This is a genomic window from Pontibacter chitinilyticus, assembly GCF_039748935.1.
Lineage (GTDB): Bacteria > Bacteroidota > Bacteroidia > Cytophagales > Hymenobacteraceae > Pontibacter > Pontibacter chitinilyticus.
Map to the genome: position 1 here is coordinate 106,905 of NZ_JBDIZJ010000006.1, position 17,240 is coordinate 124,144.

12 protein-coding genes are annotated in these 17,240 nt (G+C 55.0%); 7 read left to right on the forward strand and 5 right to left on the reverse strand.

The window, feature by feature from the left end:
• Nucleotides 1-15 precede the first annotated feature (15 nt).
• The 4 genes from ABDW72_RS11280 (at nt 16) to ABDW72_RS11295 (ending at nt 3,058) form a co-directional block, all read left to right on the forward strand.
• A complete protein-coding gene (locus tag ABDW72_RS11280; RefSeq protein WP_347158668.1) occupies nt 16-486 on the forward strand; it encodes a thioredoxin family protein in 471 nt (156 codons plus the stop codon).
• An 84-nt stretch (nt 487-570) separates the two neighbouring features.
• The gene (locus ABDW72_RS11285) at nt 571-1,638 is read left to right on the forward strand and encodes an FAD:protein FMN transferase (RefSeq protein ID WP_347158669.1); all 1,068 of its coding nucleotides are present in this window, start codon (nt 571-573) and stop codon (nt 1,636-1,638) included.
• On the forward strand, nt 1,635-1,862 hold the full coding sequence (locus ABDW72_RS11290) for a DUF4266 domain-containing protein (protein WP_347158670.1): 228 nt from the start codon (nt 1,635-1,637) through the stop codon (nt 1,860-1,862). Before ABDW72_RS11285 ends, ABDW72_RS11290 begins: the two co-directional genes overlap by 4 nt.
• A 23-nt stretch (nt 1,863-1,885) precedes the next feature.
• Nucleotides 1,886-3,058, forward strand: a complete 1,173-nt coding sequence (locus ABDW72_RS11295) for a DUF3570 domain-containing protein (protein WP_347158671.1) — start codon at nt 1,886-1,888, stop codon at nt 3,056-3,058.
• A 229-nt stretch (nt 3,059-3,287) separates the two neighbouring features.
• On the opposite strand, the gene ABDW72_RS11300 is transcribed toward ABDW72_RS11295, so the two are convergent.
• Nucleotides 3,288-4,754, reverse strand: coding sequence for an aminoacyl-histidine dipeptidase (locus ABDW72_RS11300; RefSeq protein WP_347158672.1), 1,467 nt, complete (start codon nt 4,752-4,754; stop codon nt 3,288-3,290).
• 237 nt (nt 4,755-4,991) lie between these two features.
• On the opposite strand from ABDW72_RS11300, the gene ABDW72_RS11305 reads away from it, so the two are divergent.
• From ABDW72_RS11305 to ABDW72_RS11315, 3 genes are all read left to right on the forward strand, one after another.
• A complete protein-coding gene (locus ABDW72_RS11305; RefSeq protein ID WP_347158673.1) occupies nt 4,992-5,909 on the forward strand; it encodes a mechanosensitive ion channel family protein in 918 nt (305 codons plus the stop codon).
• A gap of 224 nt (nt 5,910-6,133) precedes the next feature.
• A complete protein-coding gene (locus tag ABDW72_RS11310) occupies nt 6,134-7,333 on the forward strand; it encodes an iron transporter (RefSeq protein ID WP_347158674.1) in 1,200 nt (399 codons plus the stop codon).
• A gap of 7 nt (nt 7,334-7,340) precedes the next feature.
• Nucleotides 7,341-8,141, forward strand: a complete 801-nt coding sequence (locus ABDW72_RS11315; protein ID WP_347158675.1) for a hypothetical protein — start codon at nt 7,341-7,343, stop codon at nt 8,139-8,141.
• A gap of 286 nt (nt 8,142-8,427) precedes the next feature.
• Here the strand turns inward: ABDW72_RS11315 and ABDW72_RS11320 are convergent, their stop codons facing one another.
• The 4 genes from ABDW72_RS11320 to tamL all read right to left on the reverse strand — a co-directional run bounded on the left by ABDW72_RS11320 (nt 8,428) and on the right by tamL (nt 17,240).
• Complete coding sequence (locus ABDW72_RS11320; RefSeq protein ID WP_347158676.1) at nt 8,428-9,570, reverse strand: efflux RND transporter periplasmic adaptor subunit; 1,143 nt, start codon at nt 9,568-9,570, stop codon at nt 8,428-8,430.
• A gap of 3 nt (nt 9,571-9,573) precedes the next feature.
• Nucleotides 9,574-13,947 (reverse strand): CusA/CzcA family heavy metal efflux RND transporter, encoded by a 4,374-nt coding sequence (locus ABDW72_RS11325; RefSeq protein ID WP_347158677.1) that lies wholly within the window; start codon nt 13,945-13,947, stop codon nt 9,574-9,576.
• Nucleotides 13,948-14,166: 219 nt separating this feature from the next.
• Nucleotides 14,167-14,553 carry a hypothetical protein gene (locus ABDW72_RS11330; protein WP_347158678.1) on the reverse strand — a complete coding sequence of 129 codons (387 nt, stop codon included), beginning with the start codon at nt 14,551-14,553 and terminating at the stop codon, nt 14,167-14,169.
• A 302-nt stretch (nt 14,554-14,855) separates the two neighbouring features.
• Nucleotides 14,856-17,240, reverse strand: coding sequence for a translocation and assembly module lipoprotein TamL (gene tamL, locus ABDW72_RS11335; RefSeq protein ID WP_347158679.1), 2,385 nt, complete (start codon nt 17,238-17,240; stop codon nt 14,856-14,858).

Sequence of the window (17,240 nt, forward strand, 5' to 3'; positions counted from 1 at the left end):
AAAACAATCAATAACATGAAGAAACAAGCTCCCTTTCTCACCATTTTACTAGGTTTACTGTTTATTAGCTTAAGCAGCGCCTTTGCGCAAACAGCTGCTGCCACCGACGACTGGAAAACCAGCTACGAAGCCGCGGCCAAAGAAGCCCAGGCAGCGCACAAGCCCATCATGATGGTATTCGCCGGCTCCGACTGGTGCAAGCCCTGCATTATGCTGCGCAAGGAAGTGTGGGAGTCGCAGGCGTTTAAAGATTATGCCAAAGACAACCTGGTGCTGCTGGAACTTGACTTCCCGCGCTTTAAGAAAAACCAGTTGCCAGCCGAGCAAACCAAGCAGAATGAGGGCCTTGCCAGCAAGTATAACCAGGAAGGAGTTTTCCCGCTGGTGGTGCTGACAGATGCCGATGGCAAGGTGATTGCCAAAACAGGCTATCAGGCCGGTGGTCCTAAAAAATATGTGGAACACCTGAAATCTCTTCTGAAGTAAACTTCGTATCGTTAAAGAAATTTAACCCACCTCGCTTCGTCGCGCAGGTGGGTTTTTCGTTATACTTGTGTTATACTTTCGATTATGCCCAACCGCCTTCTGCTTCTTTTTTCCGTGCTGTTGCTCTCCCTTACATCCGTTTACGCGCAGCGCCTGCCCACCAAAGAACCGCACCAGTATAAAAAAGTGCTTCTGCTGATGGGCACGCGCTTTGAGCTGGCCGCTGTCAGCAAAGATGAGCAGTTGGCTTGGGAAAGTATACAGGCAGGCATCAGCGAGATCCGGCGGATTGAAGCACTGATTTCGGAGTGGCAGCCTACCTCACAGACCAGCGCCATCAACCGCAACGCTGGTATTAAGCCGGTGGTGGTAGATCCCGAACTGTACGATCTTATCAGCCGCTGCATCCGTCTTTCCAGGCTCACAGGTGGTGCTTTCGATATTTCCTTTGCTGCTATCGATAAGGTATGGCGCTTCGATGGAAGTATGAATAAGCTGCCCTCGCAGGAGGAAGTGGCCGCCTCCGTGCGAAAAATCGGGTATGAGAAAATTCTCCTGAACCCTGCCGACCACAGCGTGTTTTTAAAAGAGCCGGGCATGAAGATCGGCTTCGGGGCGATCGGAAAAGGCTACGCTGCCAACCGTGCCCGCGATGTGATGCGCGAGATGGGCATAGCGGGCGGCGTGGTGAACGCCGCAGGCGACCTGACCACCTGGGGCAGGCAGGCCGATGGGGAGTCGTGGTACGTGGGCATTGCTGATCCAGCCGAAAAGGAAAAGGTGTTCTCCTGGCTTACCGCCGACAATATAGCTGTAGTCACATCTGGTAACTATGAGAAGTATGCCGAAGTGGATGGCAAGCGCTACTCTCACATCATCGATCCGCGCACCGGCTGGCCAGCTACCGGCCTTAAGAGCGTCACCATTGTGTGCCCCAACGCTGAACTGGCCGATGCGCTGGCTACATCCGTATCAGTGATGGGTGCCGAGCAAGGCTTGTCCCTGATCAACCAGCTGAAAGGCGTGGAGTGCCTGCTGATTACGGATAACAACGACGTGATCACTTCTGACAAACTGCACCTCCACTATTATAAAAGTAAACCAAACGCGGCCGCAGCAGTAAGTATAAATGCAACAGAAAAACAACCATGAAAAAAGCAGGGAAAGCAAAAATAGCATTGGCCGGTCTTGGGCTGATGGTGCTCATGAGCAGCTGCGAGGCCGTAAAGCCATATCAGAAAACCTACCTTAATGAGGAAGAGATGCAGCTGAGCATGCGCAAGCCAGAGACTTTTGAAGTAAACTTTGAATCATACAGAGAGGGTGGATCTGGGGCGAACGGTGGTAAAGTAGGAGGCGGCTGCGGATGCAATTAAAGTATACTTTGTTGCTGCTAGCCATGGGTATAGCTACATCGGCAGTGGCACAGACGGCCAAAGACCCACAGCGCTTCCAGCAGATATCGCCAGCAGATGTGAATATTCTGGCCAGTTACTATAGCCAGGACGGCGACCACTCGCCGGTTACCGGCGGCATTGGCACCGAGCAACTGACAGACGTAACGCCTACGATTATTGTGAATGTGCCACTGGATACAGTCACCAACCTGAACGTGAACTTTGGCATGGATTTTTATTCTTCCGCTTCAACCGATAACATCGCCCCCTATACGGTATCCTCTGCCTCCAGTTCTGACACCCGCACGCACCTCAACATCGGCTTCAGCCGCAATAACAAGCTGCACCGCGTGATCAGAAGCTTGAATCTTGGCGTTTCCAAAGAGTATGATTATACTTCTTTTTCCATCGGCGCGGGCTGGACAAAAGACTCACGTGATGGAAACCGGGAGCTGAGCCTGGCGGGGGAGGTTTTCTTAGACACCTGGAAGCTAATTTACCCCATAGAGCTGCGGGGGCAGGGCGAGCTGGTTCCGACCAAAAAGCGGCAGTCGTTCAACTTCTCTGCTGCGCTCTCACAGGTATTCACCAAGCGTTTTCAGGCCTTGTTTGCTACAGACCTGGTATACCAGACAGGCCTGCTTTCCACGCCTTTCCACCGCGATTACTTTGTGGAGCAGTCGCAGCCCAAGGTAGAGCAGCTGCCTGACAGCCGTTTTAAGTTTCCGGTGAGTGTGCGGATGAACTACTATGTGAGCGACTATGTAACGGCGCGCCTGTTTTACCGCTTCTACAACGACGACTGGGGCATTACGGCGAATACGCTGGAACTGGAAACGCCTGTTAAGATCGGGCCGTTTTTCTCGTTCTACCCTTTCTACCGCTACCACGTGCAAACCGCCGCCGATTATTTTGCACCCTACAAACAGCATCACCTGTCCGACGCATTTTATACTTCTGACTATGACCTGTCGGCTTTCAACAGCAACAAAGTGGGGCTGGGGGTGCGCTATTCACCGCTGTACGGCATTTCCAAGTTCAATTGGCCGCTGTCGGGCAGCAACGCCCTATTTAAAAGTATAGAAATCAGGGGTGCACAGTACTGGCGCAGCGACGGCCTGCATGCCTTTATTATCAGCACTGACCTCGGCTTCAACATTCCGGCCGGCCAGTAACAGCAAAAGCCGCTCTGTTTAGGAGCGGCTTTTGCTGTATAAAAGTATAGCTGATACCTGACTGATTTCTCTTAATCTAATTTGCTTTCTCTTTTAGATTTGCTAGTATGAAAGCATTCAACAGGGTATTTCCTAATACCTGTGTTGCTGCAAACGCGAATTAAAAAAACGCATCAGATAAAGATATCCGGAACAGCCAAGGTCCACTAAGTATAAAAGTTACCTTTTACTATGCCACCTTTACCGGAATCTGCTGGAGTGTCTCCAACAGGAAGTTCCAGTACTTCTGCACCGAACTGATCTGCACTTTCTCGTCCGGGGAGTGGGCGCCGCGGATGTTGGGACCGAAGGAGATCATCTCCATATTGGGGTAATTTGCTCCTAGTATACCACACTCCAGCCCTGCATGGCAAGCGCTTACCTCGGGTTCTGATTGGAACATTTGGCGGTATAAGTTGCTCATGATGCGCACGATAGCAGCGTCGGGGCGGGGTGCCCAGCCGGGATAAGAGCCACTGAGTTTCACTTCGGCTCCTACCAACTCCAGCGCACTACGGATGGCTGTTGCCAGGTCCATTTTCTCAGAATCCACAGAGCTGCGGGTGAGGCAGAGAATAGTATAGGTACCTTCCTGCACCTGCACCCGTGCCACGTTGTTGCTGGTCTGCACCAGGTTCTCAATGTCGGGGCTGAGGCGGTAAATGCCGTTGGGGCACGTATACAGCACGCGTAGCAGCTTGTATTGGAAATCGGCAGGTAACACTTCCGTTGGTACTTCCTGCGCCTCCAACAGTACCTGTAGCTGCGGGTCAGTGCTGGCGTGCTCTGCTTTTATGATCGCCTCCTGCTCCTGCAGCAGCTGCACAAATTGCTCCTGCTGCGTCGCCGGCACAGTAACAAGCGCTACCGACTCACGCGGAATAGCGTTGCGTAAGCCTCCACCATCAATGGTGCTAATGCGCACGTCTGTCGCTGCGGCCGCATGGAACAGCAGGCGGTTCATGAGCTTGTTGGCATTGCCGCGCCCCCGGTGAATATCCATGCCGGAGTGGCCGCCAGTAAGACCTTTTATCGTGATGCGGTAGGCTTTGGCCTCCCGGTCTGCTGCTTCCGCGGCATAAGTGCCGATAGCGGTAAGATCAATGCCGCCGGCACAGCCGATGGTCAGCTCGTTGTCATCTTCAGTATCCAGGTTCAGCAGAATGGGCGCGTCCAGCAGGCCGCCTTTCAGGTACATGGCACCCGTCATGCCAGTTTCTTCATCTATAGTAAACAAAGCCTCCAGTGCAGGGTGAGCAATGTCGGTAGAGGAGAGGAGCGCCATAATGCTGGCCACGCCAATGCCATTGTCGGCGCCCAGCGTAGTGCCTTCTGTTTTTACCCAGTCGCCCTCCACGTACATGCGGATTCCCTCCGTATCAAAGTCGAAATTGGTGCTGGCGTTTTTCTGGTGCACCATGTCCAGGTGGCTTTGCAGCGCCACTGTCTGGCGGTTTTCCATGCCGGGGGTGGCGGGCTTTTTGATGATCACATTGCCGATCTCGTCCACCACAGTTGGGAGACCCAGTTGCTCACCGAAATTTTTGATGAACTGAATCACGCGTTCTTCTTTCTTGGAAGGTCTGGGAACCGCATTCAGGTCTGCGAAATGATTCCACATCGCTTTTGGCTCCAGGCTTCGTACGTTAGTGCTCATAGATTGAGGTTGTAAATTAAGTAGAGGTTTTGGTTCAGCGGCAGCGGTACTACGCGTGCGGCACCACGCCATTATGGCTTAAAGGTACGCATTTTTAGGGTGTTTTGCCGAGGTATACAGGTTTTTCATGTGGTCTGAAGCAGCCTGCAATGCCGTCCTGACTCGCACAGATGCCTATACTTCAGCAGCAATCTTTATCCTTCAGGTGGCGGTACCCGTAAGCAGAGAAAAAAACCAATGCACCGCATATTCCATTGGATTGAAGTAAACACCGGTTTGTCTGCTGAGTTTCAGCAAGACCTGCTGCTTTCTATTGTGCTGATCGTGGGCTTCTGGTTGCTGAGTCGGCTGGTGCTTCGCCTGCTGTTTAAGCGCCAGCATGATCTGCGGAAGCAGTATCGCTGGCGCAAAACCACCAATTACATTACGACAGGGCTTATCCTGTTTCTGTTGATTGATATCTGGTTCAATGGCTTTAAATCAGTCGCAACTTTTCTGGGCCTGCTGTCAGCGGGTCTGGTGGTTGCCCTCAAAGAACCGGTGCTGAATATGGCTGGTTGGCTGTTTTTGCTCTGGAAACGTCCTTTCCGCATCGGCGACCGCATCGAGATTGGCGACCGCAAAGGTGATGTGATCGATATCCGATTGTTTGAGTTTGCTATTAATGAGATTCAGGAATGGGTGCATGCCGATCAGGCGTCCGGCCGCGTCGTCAACATTCCCAATGGACTGTTGTTTTCAAAGCCGCTGTCTAACTATACCTATGGTTTTCCTTATATCTGGCATGAGATACCAGTGCGCCTCACGTTTGGAAGCAATTGGGAGAAGGCGAAAGAAATTCTGAAGCAGGTAGGGGAGCAACATGCCGAGCAACTGACTGATGCCACCAAACAGCTTGTCAAGCGTAAATCACAGCGCCACCTGATCTTCTACAACGACTTCGATCCGCAGGTATACACCCGCGTCCGCAAGTATGGGATCGAGCTGACATTACGTTATGTGGTGGGCCTGAACCGACGCCGCTTAAGTGAGCACCAGATTTGGGAGGACCTGCTGCGGCAATTCCTCAGCTCCCCCGACATCCGTTTCGCATACCCCACCACACGCTTCTACCAGTCGCCACCACCCGGTGAAGCCGGTCCCCTGCGGCCTTAAGCCTGGCGCAGCAGCTGGTTTCGCATGAGACTTTGCTAATCCGCCTGAGTTTACCTCAAAATTGCACGATGCTGCACGCTTTTGTGAAAAAGTCAAGGCAAAGTATAGCTATATATTTCTATAGATGAGGTTCTTATTTAGAGCGTGTTCAAATAAAGGTTAAACATCAACACTTTGTGTTGCCTCTTGTATACTATAGCGGAATCAATAGGAAGACGAATGGTATGACAGGCTACGCAAAGTATATTTTCCTGCTATTATTCCTGCCGCTGCTGGGCCTTCAGGCCTGTGTGCAGGTGGCGCCGAACCTGGAACAGAACGTGCGGGTGACGCGGAACGGCCGGGCCACAGAGCCGCAGATACCGTTGTCGGTGGTGAGCGATGAGTCCTCGGCGGAGCAGTTTCAGCTGGCCAAGAACCAGGGTAAGGCAGTGGCAGAGGCCGCCAGCTACGCCATGCGCCAGACGCAGTCCGGCGAAATGCGGGCTGGCGAGTATCAGTTGATTTACCTGCTCGAGAAGCCCAAAGGCTATTATGAGCAGCAGAACGGGAAGCTGACCTGGCACGAGCCGCAGCAGAATGCTTTCCTGAGCGTGGCGGTGCTCGACGGCTACGACGGGCGCATTGTGCCGGGGCTGGAGGTGACGGCTACCGTAGAAGGGGCGCTGGGGGCCGCGGTGCAGGAAGTGCCGCTTGCTTTCGGTTGGTTTCCGCTCCTCCACCGCTATGGCGACAACATCAGCCTGCCTTCCTCCGGCAACTATACCATCCGTTTTCACATCAAACCGGCGCAGTTCTGGCGCCATGACCCCGTGAACGGTGACCGCTTCGCCAGCCCGGCGATGGCCGAGTTCACCGACGTAACCATCGACCTGAACAGCCTGCAGGATGCGGAAGACCCGGCGAACGAGCAGGAGTGGCTGCCGCTGGCAAAGGAGCAGGGCCGTATGCTGGAGCGCTCGCTGGACGCGATGATTGCCAGCGAGGCCATGGACGGTGCCGAAACCAAACTGGGCGACTATGATTTGGCCTATGGGGTGGAGTTCGCTGAAGGGTACTGGCGCTTTATAAAGGATAAGTTAAAATATAAGATATCAGTAGAGTATAGCGCAGAAAATAACGCTCACGTAGAGGTGGCCCCACGCGATGCCCTGACAGGCCGCCTGTTGCCGGGTCTTCAGGTAACCACCACGTTTTTCCGGAACGGGGAGCAGGTAAACAGCTACAGCCCCATGTTTATGTGGCACCCCTGGCTCTACCACTATGGGCAGAATATTCGGGTGCCTGGCAGCGGCAACTATACGCTGCAGGTGCAGGTGGCACCGCCGCCTTACCGCCGCTACGGGTATGGCATCGGCAACATCATGGCCCAGCCGATCACCTATACTTTTGAGGATGTGGATGTGGTGACAGGTCAGAAATAAGCAGCAAATGATGATGAAAGGATATACAAAACTACTCCTATTTAGCTTTCTCCTGTTCGCGGCCAGCCAGGCGCAAGCACAGTATTACCGGGTGTACGGCTGGGAAACGCCCCGGCGCGGCTGGCTGGAGCTCAACATGTGGAACAAATATGTCAGCTCCAGCGACAACACCTTTTCGCTCAACGACCAGCAGCTGTCGCGGAAGGGACTTTTTCTGCACACGGCGGAGGTGGAGTATGGCATTACCGACCGTTTGGCCGTGGGCTCCTACGTTGATTTTAGAGACTCCCCGGACATGAACTTCAGCTTTTACCGTTTCCGGGCCGTGGCGCGTTACCGCCTGTTCAGCAAGTTCGAGTATTTCTTCAACCCCGCCATTTACATGGAATACTATGTGCCGCGCAAAAACTCCGGGGAGGCCACCGAGCTGGAGACGCGCCTGATCCTGCAGCACGACTTCGGCGACTTCCGCCTCAACCTGAACCCGGCCATCGAGAAGGACCTGTCGGGGGAGGAGGTACAGGAAAGCTTGAAAGCCAATTTGTTCACTGGGTTGTATTGGCGCCGCTACTATACCTTTCAGCCGGGGCTGGAGTATTATGGGCGCTTCGGGGAGGTACAGGAGTTTCCGGAGCAGCAGCAGCGGGAGCATGTGCTGTTCGGGGTGCTGAACATGCGGTTTTTCAGCGGTTTTATGTGGGAGCTGGGCGCCGGCAAAGGCCTGACGGACGGCTCCGATAACTGGGTTTTCAAAAGCATCCTTACCTACGAGTTCCCGACGATACGGCCCTCCCGGCAGGCACGGTAAAGAGACTATGTCAGACGTTGAGATTACCTACTAGCCAAAGCCGCGATCCACTGATGCTGTGCAAGTATAAAACACCCCTAACCCCTCCGAGGAGGGGAATCACACGTACAAGAATCCCCTTCAAAGGGGGCAGGGGGGATGCGGCATAGCAAAGGTTACAACACCCTATTCCAAAAAAATGCCTCCGTCCAATTCCCCTCCTTGGAGGGGCTAGGGGGGGGAACCATTTTACAAAGTATAAAGGCCGCCCATAAGGCGGCCTTTATACTTGTTGTGACTTTAACTGTTACTCTTCATCCGACTTGTTCTTCAGTTTCATCAGCAGCGCATAGGCGCCGTTGGTCACGTACTGCTGCTGCTCGGGCTTCAGGCTGGCGGTGGGTTGCAGAATGGTGTAGCCGTTCTCGCTCTCACCGGTTTTGGTCTCCAGCATCTCGTATACGCCGTTGCCACGGTCGGCAAACACATATTCCTTGCTCTCAAACCGCACGATGGCATCCGTCGGCAAGGTATAGGCTTGCTGTTGCTGCACGTCGATGGCGGCGTTCATGAACATGCCCGGCAGAAGGTCATAGGCCTCCTGGTGCAGGTGGCAGTGTACTTCCACGGCGCGGTCGTTGCCCACATCCTTGCCGATATACACGATTTCGGCCGGGTATTTTTTCTCCGGGTGGTTGGCGCGGTAAGCCAGCACTTTTTGCCCGATCTCCACTTTGTCGAGGTCTTTCTCGAACACTGTCAGCATCAGGTGCAGGTCGCTGGGGTCTACCAGCTCAAACAGTACATCTGTCGGTACCACGTACTTCCCGATGTTCACGTTCACCTTCGTCACATAGCCGTTGATGGGCGAGGTGACGCGCAGGGTGCGGGAGAGGTTGCCAGCGCTTAAGCGGTTGGAGTTGATGCCGATAAGGCGCAGCTTCTCAGCCAAGGCTTGCAGCAGCACCTGCTGGCTTTTATACTCGGCCTCGGTTTGCTGGTATACTTTGTCGCTGCTGGCTTTGCTCTGGTTCAGGTCGCGCTGGCGCTCGTACTCCTGCTGCAGGTAAGCCAGGTGCGCCTTCGCCGTGAGATAATCCTGCTGCAGCTGCACGTACGACTGGTCTTCCAGCACGGCCAGCAGCTGCCCCTTTTTCACGTGCATGCCCGGCAGCAGCTCCGTCTGTTTCAGGTAGCCGCCCAGTGGCACACTCACCGATACCATGTTCTGCGGTGGCGCCTCCATGGCTCCGTTCACCAGCAAGGTGCTGGAGATGCTGCGCAGCTCAGGGCTGCTGGTCTTGATCTTAGCGTTCTGCAGCTGCGCCTTTGTGAGCTGCACGAGGTTGCTTTCCTGTGGTTTGGCCTCTGTCGTTGCTTCTGTGGCCTGTTTGGTGCTGCAGCCCGCCAGCGTGAGTGCGGCTGCAAGTATAAATAACTGATATTTCATGGCTTATCGGGTTCCGGTTAAGGTATTGATCTCTAAAATGCTTTGGTTATAGTCGCGCACGGCGTCGAGGTAGGCAGTTTGCAGGCTGATGGCCTGGTTGAGCAGTAGCACGTAGTCAAGGTAGTTGATCTCCCCGTTCCGGAACTGCATGTCAGCCGTTTGGATGGTGGAGGTGGCGCTGGGCATGGCGGTGCTTTCGTAGTAGTCTACTGTCTGTTTGGCGAGTTGATACTGCGCCACGGCCTTCCGCAGCTGCGTTTCCAGGCGTAGTTGCCCGGCCTGCAGGGTATTCTGCGCCACCTGCTCCTGTATCTTCGCCGCCTGCACCCGCGCCCGCTGCGCCCCAAAGAACAGGGGCACGCCCACACCCACCTGCACCGCCGAAAAGCGGTCGGCAGAAGTATAGCTTTGCTCCACGCCATCTACCGTCTGCACGCCTTTGATGCTTTGGTTGTAGTAGCCCAGCAACAGGTCGGGCAGCAGCTTGGCCTGCTCCGCCTTGGTCCTGGCGGTGCTGACTTCCTGCTGTTGCTGCAGCAGCTTGAGGTAGGGGTGGGCGGCCAGCAAAGAGCTATTTGTCACTGCCGCGGGCTGCAGTTTAAGCGGTTCTTCTGCAGGCAAGTATAGACTGTCTGTTTGAAGTATCACTTGAAATTGGTGTTGCAGTCCCGCCAGTTCCTGTTGCAGTTGCAGGAGCTGCTGGCGCACCTGCCCGCGCTGCGTCTGGGCAGTATTTTTCTCCAGCACGTTGCTGGCCCCTTTGGCAAAGCGCAGCTCCGCGTTCCGCAGGAAGTGGCCAAACAGGCTGTCGGTGCGTTGCAGCAGTTTTTGCTTTTCCTGCACGTAGCGCATCTCGTAGTAGAGCTGTTTTACCTGCTGCTCCAGCTCGAAAGCCGATAGGCTGGCCTGCAGCTCCCCCTGTCGCCATTCCTGCGTCAGCAGCTTCTTCTGCTGCGCATACACCGTCGGGAACCGGAGCGACTGCGCCACGCCGAAGCGGGTGTCGTTGGCCGTGCTGTTCATCTGGCCATACTCTGCGGTAACAGAGGTTTGGGGGATGTCCCAGCCGGTGGCTTGCAGCTTTTGCAGGGCCGCCGCCTGCAGGCGCTCGTTTTGCAGCGCAGGGTTTTGCTTCAGCGCTTTGGCCACGGCCTGTTGTAGGGTAATAGGCTGCTGCGCCCGGGCCAGCCCCGGCAGCAGCAGCAGGCAAAGCGCCACGGCTACCGTGGCGGCAGGGTGGAGGCGTTGCTGCTCGTCCTTGTTCTTTTTCTCAAAGAGCAGGTAGAGCGAAGGCAGCACGAACAGCGTGAGGAAGGTGGCTACCAGCAGCCCGCCGATCACCACCGTGGCCAGCGGGCGCTGCACCTCCGCCCCAGCCCCCTGACTCAGCGCCATCGGCAGAAATCCCAGCGAGGCTACGCTGGCCGTCATCAGGATAGGGCGGAGGCGCAGCTTGGTCCCTTCCAGCACCACGTCCCGCAGGTCCTGCCCCTGCGCCTCCTGCCGGATGCGGTTGAACTCGGCGATAAGCACGATGCCATTAAGCACCGCTACGCCAAACAGCGCGATAAAGCCCACGCCCGCCGAAATGCTGAACGGTAGCCCCCGCAGCGCCAGTGCAAAAATGCCCCCGATGGCCGACAGCGGAATGGCCGAATAAATGAGCAGGCCGTACCGCATGGAGCGGAAAGCGAAGTATAACAGCAGGAAAATCAGCGCCAGCGAGATAGGCACCGCCACGCTCAGCCTCTTTTTGGCCGCCGCCAGGTTTTCGAACGCGCCGCCGTAGGAAATATAGTAGCCGGGCGGCAGCTTGATCTGCTGCTGCACCTTCTGCTGCAGCTCCGTCACGATACTTTGCACGTCGCGGCCGCGCACGTTAAAGCCCACGATGATGCGACGCTTGGCGTCCTCGCGCTGTATCTGGTAAGGCCCTTCCTGCACCGCCACGTCCGCCATCAGGTAGAGCGGCACCTGCTTGCCACTCGGTGTTGGTATCAGCAGGTTCCGCACGTCTTCCACATTCTGCCGCATGGCCCCCTGCAGGCGCACCACCAGGTCGAAGCGCCGTTCGCCCTCGTACACCAGGCCGCTGCTCATGCCGGCGAAGGCCGCGTTCACGGTGCGGTTGATGTCGGCGATGTTGGTGCCATATTGCGCAATGGCGGCATGGTTGTAGTTGATGACCACCTGCGGCATGCCAGTGATGGTTTCCACGTACAGGTCTTTGGCCCCGTCTACGGTGTTGACGATGCCGCCCAGTTGCTGGGCATAATGGGCCAGCGTGTCGAGGTCCTCCCCGAAGATCTTGCAGACCACGTCCTGGCGGGCACCCGTCATCAGCTCGTTGAAACGCATCTGCACCGGATATTGGAAGCCGGCCGTCACGCCCGGCACGTCCTGCAGCGCCTTGCTCATTTTCTCGGCCAGCTCTGGAAAGGTTTTGGCGGAGGTCCACTCGGCTTTGGGCTTCAGGATCACCATCATATCGCTGGCCTCCAGGGGCATGGGGTCGGTAGGAATCTCGCCGGAGCCGATCTTGGTCACGACCTTCTTCACCTCCGGGAAGCGCTGCAGCAGGATGTGCGCCGTCTGCTGGGTATACTTGATGGTGGTGTTCAGGTTGCTGCCGGTCAGCACGCGCGTATCCACGGCAAAGTCACCTTCCTCCAGCGAAGGAATGAACTCCCCGCCCAGCGTCGTCATCACGGCCAGCGCCACCGCAAACAAGCCTACAGCTACGGCCACCACCGTTTTGGGGAAGTGCAGCACGCGGCGCAGACGCTTTTCGTAAAACAGCTCGATGCGGGCCATCATGCGGTCGGAGAAGGTGGTTTTGTGCGAGATCTTCTTGCTCAGGAACAGGGCGCTCATCATCGGTACGTAAGTCAGGGAAAGGATGGCGGCACCGAGCAGCGCGAAGGAAACGGTCTGCGCCATCGGCTTAAACATCTTGCCCTCGATGCCCTGCAGCGCCAGGATCGGCAGGTACACGATCAGGATGATGATCTGCCCAAAGATGGCGCTGTTCATCATGCGGCTGGCCGAGTGCTCCACCACCTTGTTCATCCGTTGCTGCGAGAGGCGACTTGTGTCGGCAAAGCGCTTGCTGTGGGCGAAGGTATGGAGCACCGCCTCCACAATGATCACGGCCCCGTCCACGATCAGGCCGAAGTCGAGGGCGCCGAGGCTCATCAGGTTGCCGCTCACGCCAAACAGGTTCATCATGATGATGGCAAAAAGCATGGCCAGCGGGATAACAGAGGCCACCAGCAGGCCCGCCCGGAGGTTGCCCAGGAAGAGCACCAGCACGAACACCACAATCAGCGCACCCTCCAGCAGGTTTTTCTCTACAGTGCCGATGGCGTTGTTCACCATTTTGGTGCGGTCCAGGAAGGGTTCAATCACCACGCCCTCCGGCAGCGAGGCCTGTATCTGTGCAATGCGCGCCTTCACGTTTTTGATCACCTCATTGCTGTTGGCCCCTTTGAGCATCATCACCACGGCCCCGGCCACCTCACCCTGGTCGTTATAGGTCATGGCGCCGTAGCGGGTGGCGTGGCCGAAGTCAACCTCGGCCACGTCGCGCAGGTATAGGGGCGAACCGCTTTCAGTGCTTTTGAGGGCGATGCTGCGGATGTCGTCGAGGCTGCCGAGCAGGCCCTCGCTGCGGATGAAGAGCACCGTCGGGCCTTTTTCGATGTAGGCGCCGCCGGTGTTCTGGTTGTTGTTTTGCAGGGCCGTGAAGACGTCGGTGATGGTGAGGCCATAGGACTTGAGCTTGGCGGGGTCCACGGCGATCTCGTACTGCTTCAGGTAGCCGCCGAAGCTGCTCACGTCGGCCACGCCCTGCACGCCCAGCAGCTGCCGGCGCACGATCCAGTCCTGGATAGTGCGCAGCTGCATGGCGTCATACTTGCCTTCGTAGCCGGGCTTGGGCCGCACCAAGTACTGGTAAATCTCGCCCAGGCCGGTACTGACGGGGCCGAGCTCCGGCGTGCCCACCCCTTCAGGGATCTGGCCCTGCACCCCCTGCAGGCGCTCCGACACCTGCTGGCGCGCCCAGTACACGTCCACGTCATCGTCAAACACAATGGTGACGAGCGACAGGCCGAAGCGGGAAAAGCTACGGATCTCGTGCATGCCCGGAATGTTGCTGTTGGCCTGCTCTATGGGGAAAGTGATGAGCCGCTCTACGTCCGGGGCGCCGAGCGAGGGCGCAATGGTGATGACCTGCACCTGGTTGTTGGTGATGTCGGGCACGGCATCGATGGGCAGCTTCGTGACGTTGTAGGCACCAAAGACGATAAGCGCCAGTACGAACAGCCCCACGATCAGCTTGTTGTTGATTGAAAAGGAAATGATTTTATGCAGCATGGCTAGTATTCTTATGCTTGTTTCTGCGCACAGCGTGGGGCAGGCTGTGGTACAACAGCCCTCTACCCGCCGCTATACGGCCAATTATTTTAGCTGGCGCTATTCTTCCGCCTTTAGCAGAGTGCCGATGAGGAAGTATAGGCGCGCGCTGTTCATACTACAAAGGCATGGCGCAGTGGCCCCACCCCCTGTGGCGGTACAGCAGAAACGGGAAAGAATTTAAGCGGTTTTTGGAGGTTGCCAGATAGTGGACAGGTACTGGGACAGCCGGAAGGCCTCATCCGTCACGACATGGTAGGTGCGTGCGTCGCGGGGTGGTGCCAGGGTAAAGTAAGGCTGAAAGAGCGGGACAGTATACACGGCCGCGTTGCCGAGGTAGTGGTCGCAGGCTTTAAACGGCAGTTGCTGGTCGCGGGGATAGTCGGGGTCGCGCACATTGCCGCTGAGGTAGTGGATCTGCAGGTACTGCGCGATGGAAAGGTTCGGGTTAGCGTGACGGTGTTCCCGGAAATGCTCCACCAGCACCGGCAGCTTCAGCAACTGGTTGAACTCTGTAGCCGAAAGCAGGTACAGCAACAGCAGACCGATGGCAAGAAACCGTCTCACAGGTATAAAGATACAAAGTGTATTCTTTATGTAGAACAAATTTGCCTGCTAAAAGTGTAAAACAGTCGCCCCTTTTTTGTCACCTGACCTCCGAAGCCGGTAAACAGGCTGCCGCCGCTGGTATGTCTAAAAAAGTATATATTCCTCAGAAAACGTAAAGGTTGCTGACCTATTAATGAAGTAACCATCTAAATAAGTATGGCCGAAGCAAAAGGTACCTCCATACTTATTTAGACGAGGTATAAATTCCTGGCATAGCCGGCTAGCTGCACGAACTTCTGGGGAAGTATGGGAGAAGCGGGCTAAAACGGATAGCCGATGGCGATGTTGAGTACCATACTGTTGCGTCCTGAAAAGGTCGGTTTGAAATCGTCTAGTATAAACCGTTCTCCTTTTGGCAGGTAGGGGACCTGCACCGGTATACCCAGATCCAGGCGAATAACGAAGAACTGAATATCTACCCGAAGTCCAACGCCGGTACCTATTGCCAGTTCACTTAGAAAATCATTTGCTTCGAATTTACCTCCTTCTTTGTCGGTTTCACCCTTGGCATTTTTATAATCTTTTAGGAGCCAGATGTTACCAGCATCAGCAAACACAGCTCCTTTAAAAAAGCCTACGATCGGGAAGCGGTATTCCAAGTTCGCCTGCAACCTGATATCACCCAATTGGTCAAAGTAGGAGGAAGCTACCGAATCCGGAACATCATAAGTGCCTGGGCCTATACTTCGTGCCCGGAAGGCACGCAGGCTGTTAGGCCCACCTATAGAAAACTGCTTTGAATAGGGCAGGTTTGTCGAGTTGCCGTAGGGGATGCCCACACCAGTGACAAGGCGCGCAACAATCTGGCTTTCTTTCCCAAAATTAAAGTAGTAACGGAAGTCATTATCGAAGCGGGAGTATTGCGAATAGGGCTGTCCGAAGATCTCCCGTGGCATGTCTACTTCAGGCTGGTCTGCTCCGGTTGCCGTAGCAATCGTGTTCAGGAGGTTGCCGGAAACATCAACAGCAAAGTTATCAAAAAACTGGTGCGTACGCTTCTCAAACATCTGGGTACTGAACGTGAGCTGATACAGCGACCCAATAATAAACTGGTTTTCGAAGCTGCGCTGCAGGTATGGCCTGTCCGCCAATATCTCGGTAAACTTATCAGACGGATTCAGCAATTGCACAAACTGCAGGTTGATAGGTGTGATCTCGTGCGTAATGGTTCGGGTAGGCCTCCAGTTATAGCCATAAGTGGCATTAAAGGAGTTCATCTGGAAATACTGCACCCGGTTTAGGAAGTCGAAGCCCAGGCCAATTTTCGTTTTAGGCACAAACTCAGTGCGCAGGTTGTGCAGCTTGAACGGCGATACAATGCGCGGGAAGGTAAGGGTAGCCTGCGCCTGTAGTTCGTAGGAGGTAAGAGCGGAATTTTTATTGGTATCCCCGCTGCTGCTCTCGGTTGCGGTCTTCGCCTTACCGCCCGTCTGAGTTTCAAAGCTTCCGGATACTTCTACGCTCAATAGTTCTGAGCCTTTCAGCGCATTGCGATTTCGGAACGACACCGTTACCCCGGGGCCTACGAAATTATTCGACTTGCTGACCATCAGCACCTCGGCCCGTAATGATTTTTTGAGTGCGGGTGTCAGGTAAATAAAAGCGTCCAGCTGGTTGGTCTTTGTAGTATCCGGCTCATATTGCACATTCACGAACTTGTAAGCAGGCAGTCCCATCAAGCGGCTTGTGGTGAGCAGGGCATCCTGGCGCTGATAAAGGCTGTCCTGGTGCAGGAACACGCTTCGGAGCAGGTATTTTGCCTTTACATAGTTCTCATCAGGGATATAGTGGTAGCCTCGTACGTCAATGGTATCGCCGGCAATGTAGGTATCACCCAGCCCATAATTGGCAAAGATGTATACATCATCGAGGGTGTAAGGCTGTATGGCTTGTTTTAGGGTATTGTTCTTTAGGCGTAACAACACATCCATCTGCCGGTTGCCCACTGCAGAATCAACACTGAAGATCAGGAACTCGGGGCTAAAATAGTAAAATCCTTCTTCTTTCAGTTCCTGGTCAATGCGGGTGCGTTCGGCCGTCATAGTCTCCAAGTCATACGGGTCGCCGGTCTTTAATAAGGATTCGGACTCGGTGGCATTTATGGCGCGAAGTACGGGCAGTGAATCGTTAAGCGTGTATTCGATCTTGCGAATGCGGTAGGGTTCGCTGATCGTAGCTGTCCACTGAATAGAGGCGATCTTATTGTTGATAGTCGTTTTGCTGTCTACAGTGTTGTTGAAGTAGCCCCTGTTTTGCAACCTGCTGCTCATAACGCCGCTGATGGTGGTGGTATCCACTGCCGAGAGCAGCACCGGCGGCTCACCAAATTTGGTCATGATCCAGTGTTTGATTCCTTTCTCTTTTTTAGTATAGAAGGCATTGTAGATCCAGAGTTTGGGCCGCATACCAAGTATAGAAGCATTGGGCTTAGGGCGAACAGTTTCTGCTAATTCCGCTTGCAAATCTCCTTTGCGGTTGCTGCTGTCTCCTTTATCTTTAACCTTCACCTGATAACTCCCAAACAGCGCATCTCCTTCAGGCACAGTTTTCGTGCTGCTACACCCTGAAAAAACCAGCATAATTCCCAGCAGGAGCGGCAGGGTGTATGAGGATAGCAGCCGTGAATAAGGTATAGAAGTTATCAT

Excerpts from the sequence above, each read along its gene's own strand:
- ABDW72_RS11315 (WP_347158675.1), top strand. The coding sequence starts at position 7,341 with ATGATGATGAAAGGATATACAAAACTACTCCTATTTAGCTTTCTCCTG.
- ABDW72_RS11280 (WP_347158668.1), top strand. The coding sequence starts at position 16 with ATGAAGAAACAAGCTCCCTTTCTCACCATTTTACTAGGTTTACTGTTT.
- ABDW72_RS11290 (WP_347158670.1), top strand. The coding sequence starts at position 1,635 with ATGAAAAAAGCAGGGAAAGCAAAAATAGCATTGGCCGGTCTTGGGCTG.
- ABDW72_RS11320 (WP_347158676.1), bottom strand. The coding sequence starts at position 9,570 with ATGAAATATCAGTTATTTATACTTGCAGCCGCACTCACGCTGGCGGGC.
- ABDW72_RS11285 (WP_347158669.1), top strand. The coding sequence starts at position 571 with ATGCCCAACCGCCTTCTGCTTCTTTTTTCCGTGCTGTTGCTCTCCCTT.
- ABDW72_RS11310 (WP_347158674.1), top strand. The coding sequence starts at position 6,134 with ATGACAGGCTACGCAAAGTATATTTTCCTGCTATTATTCCTGCCGCTG.
- ABDW72_RS11325 (WP_347158677.1), bottom strand. The coding sequence starts at position 13,947 with ATGCTGCATAAAATCATTTCCTTTTCAATCAACAACAAGCTGATCGTG.
- ABDW72_RS11300 (WP_347158672.1), bottom strand. The coding sequence starts at position 4,754 with ATGAGCACTAACGTACGAAGCCTGGAGCCAAAAGCGATGTGGAATCAT.
- ABDW72_RS11305 (WP_347158673.1), top strand. The coding sequence starts at position 4,992 with ATGCACCGCATATTCCATTGGATTGAAGTAAACACCGGTTTGTCTGCT.
- tamL (WP_347158679.1), bottom strand. The coding sequence starts at position 17,240 with ATGATAACTTCTATACCTTATTCACGGCTGCTATCCTCATACACCCTG.
- ABDW72_RS11295 (WP_347158671.1), top strand. The coding sequence starts at position 1,886 with ATGGGTATAGCTACATCGGCAGTGGCACAGACGGCCAAAGACCCACAG.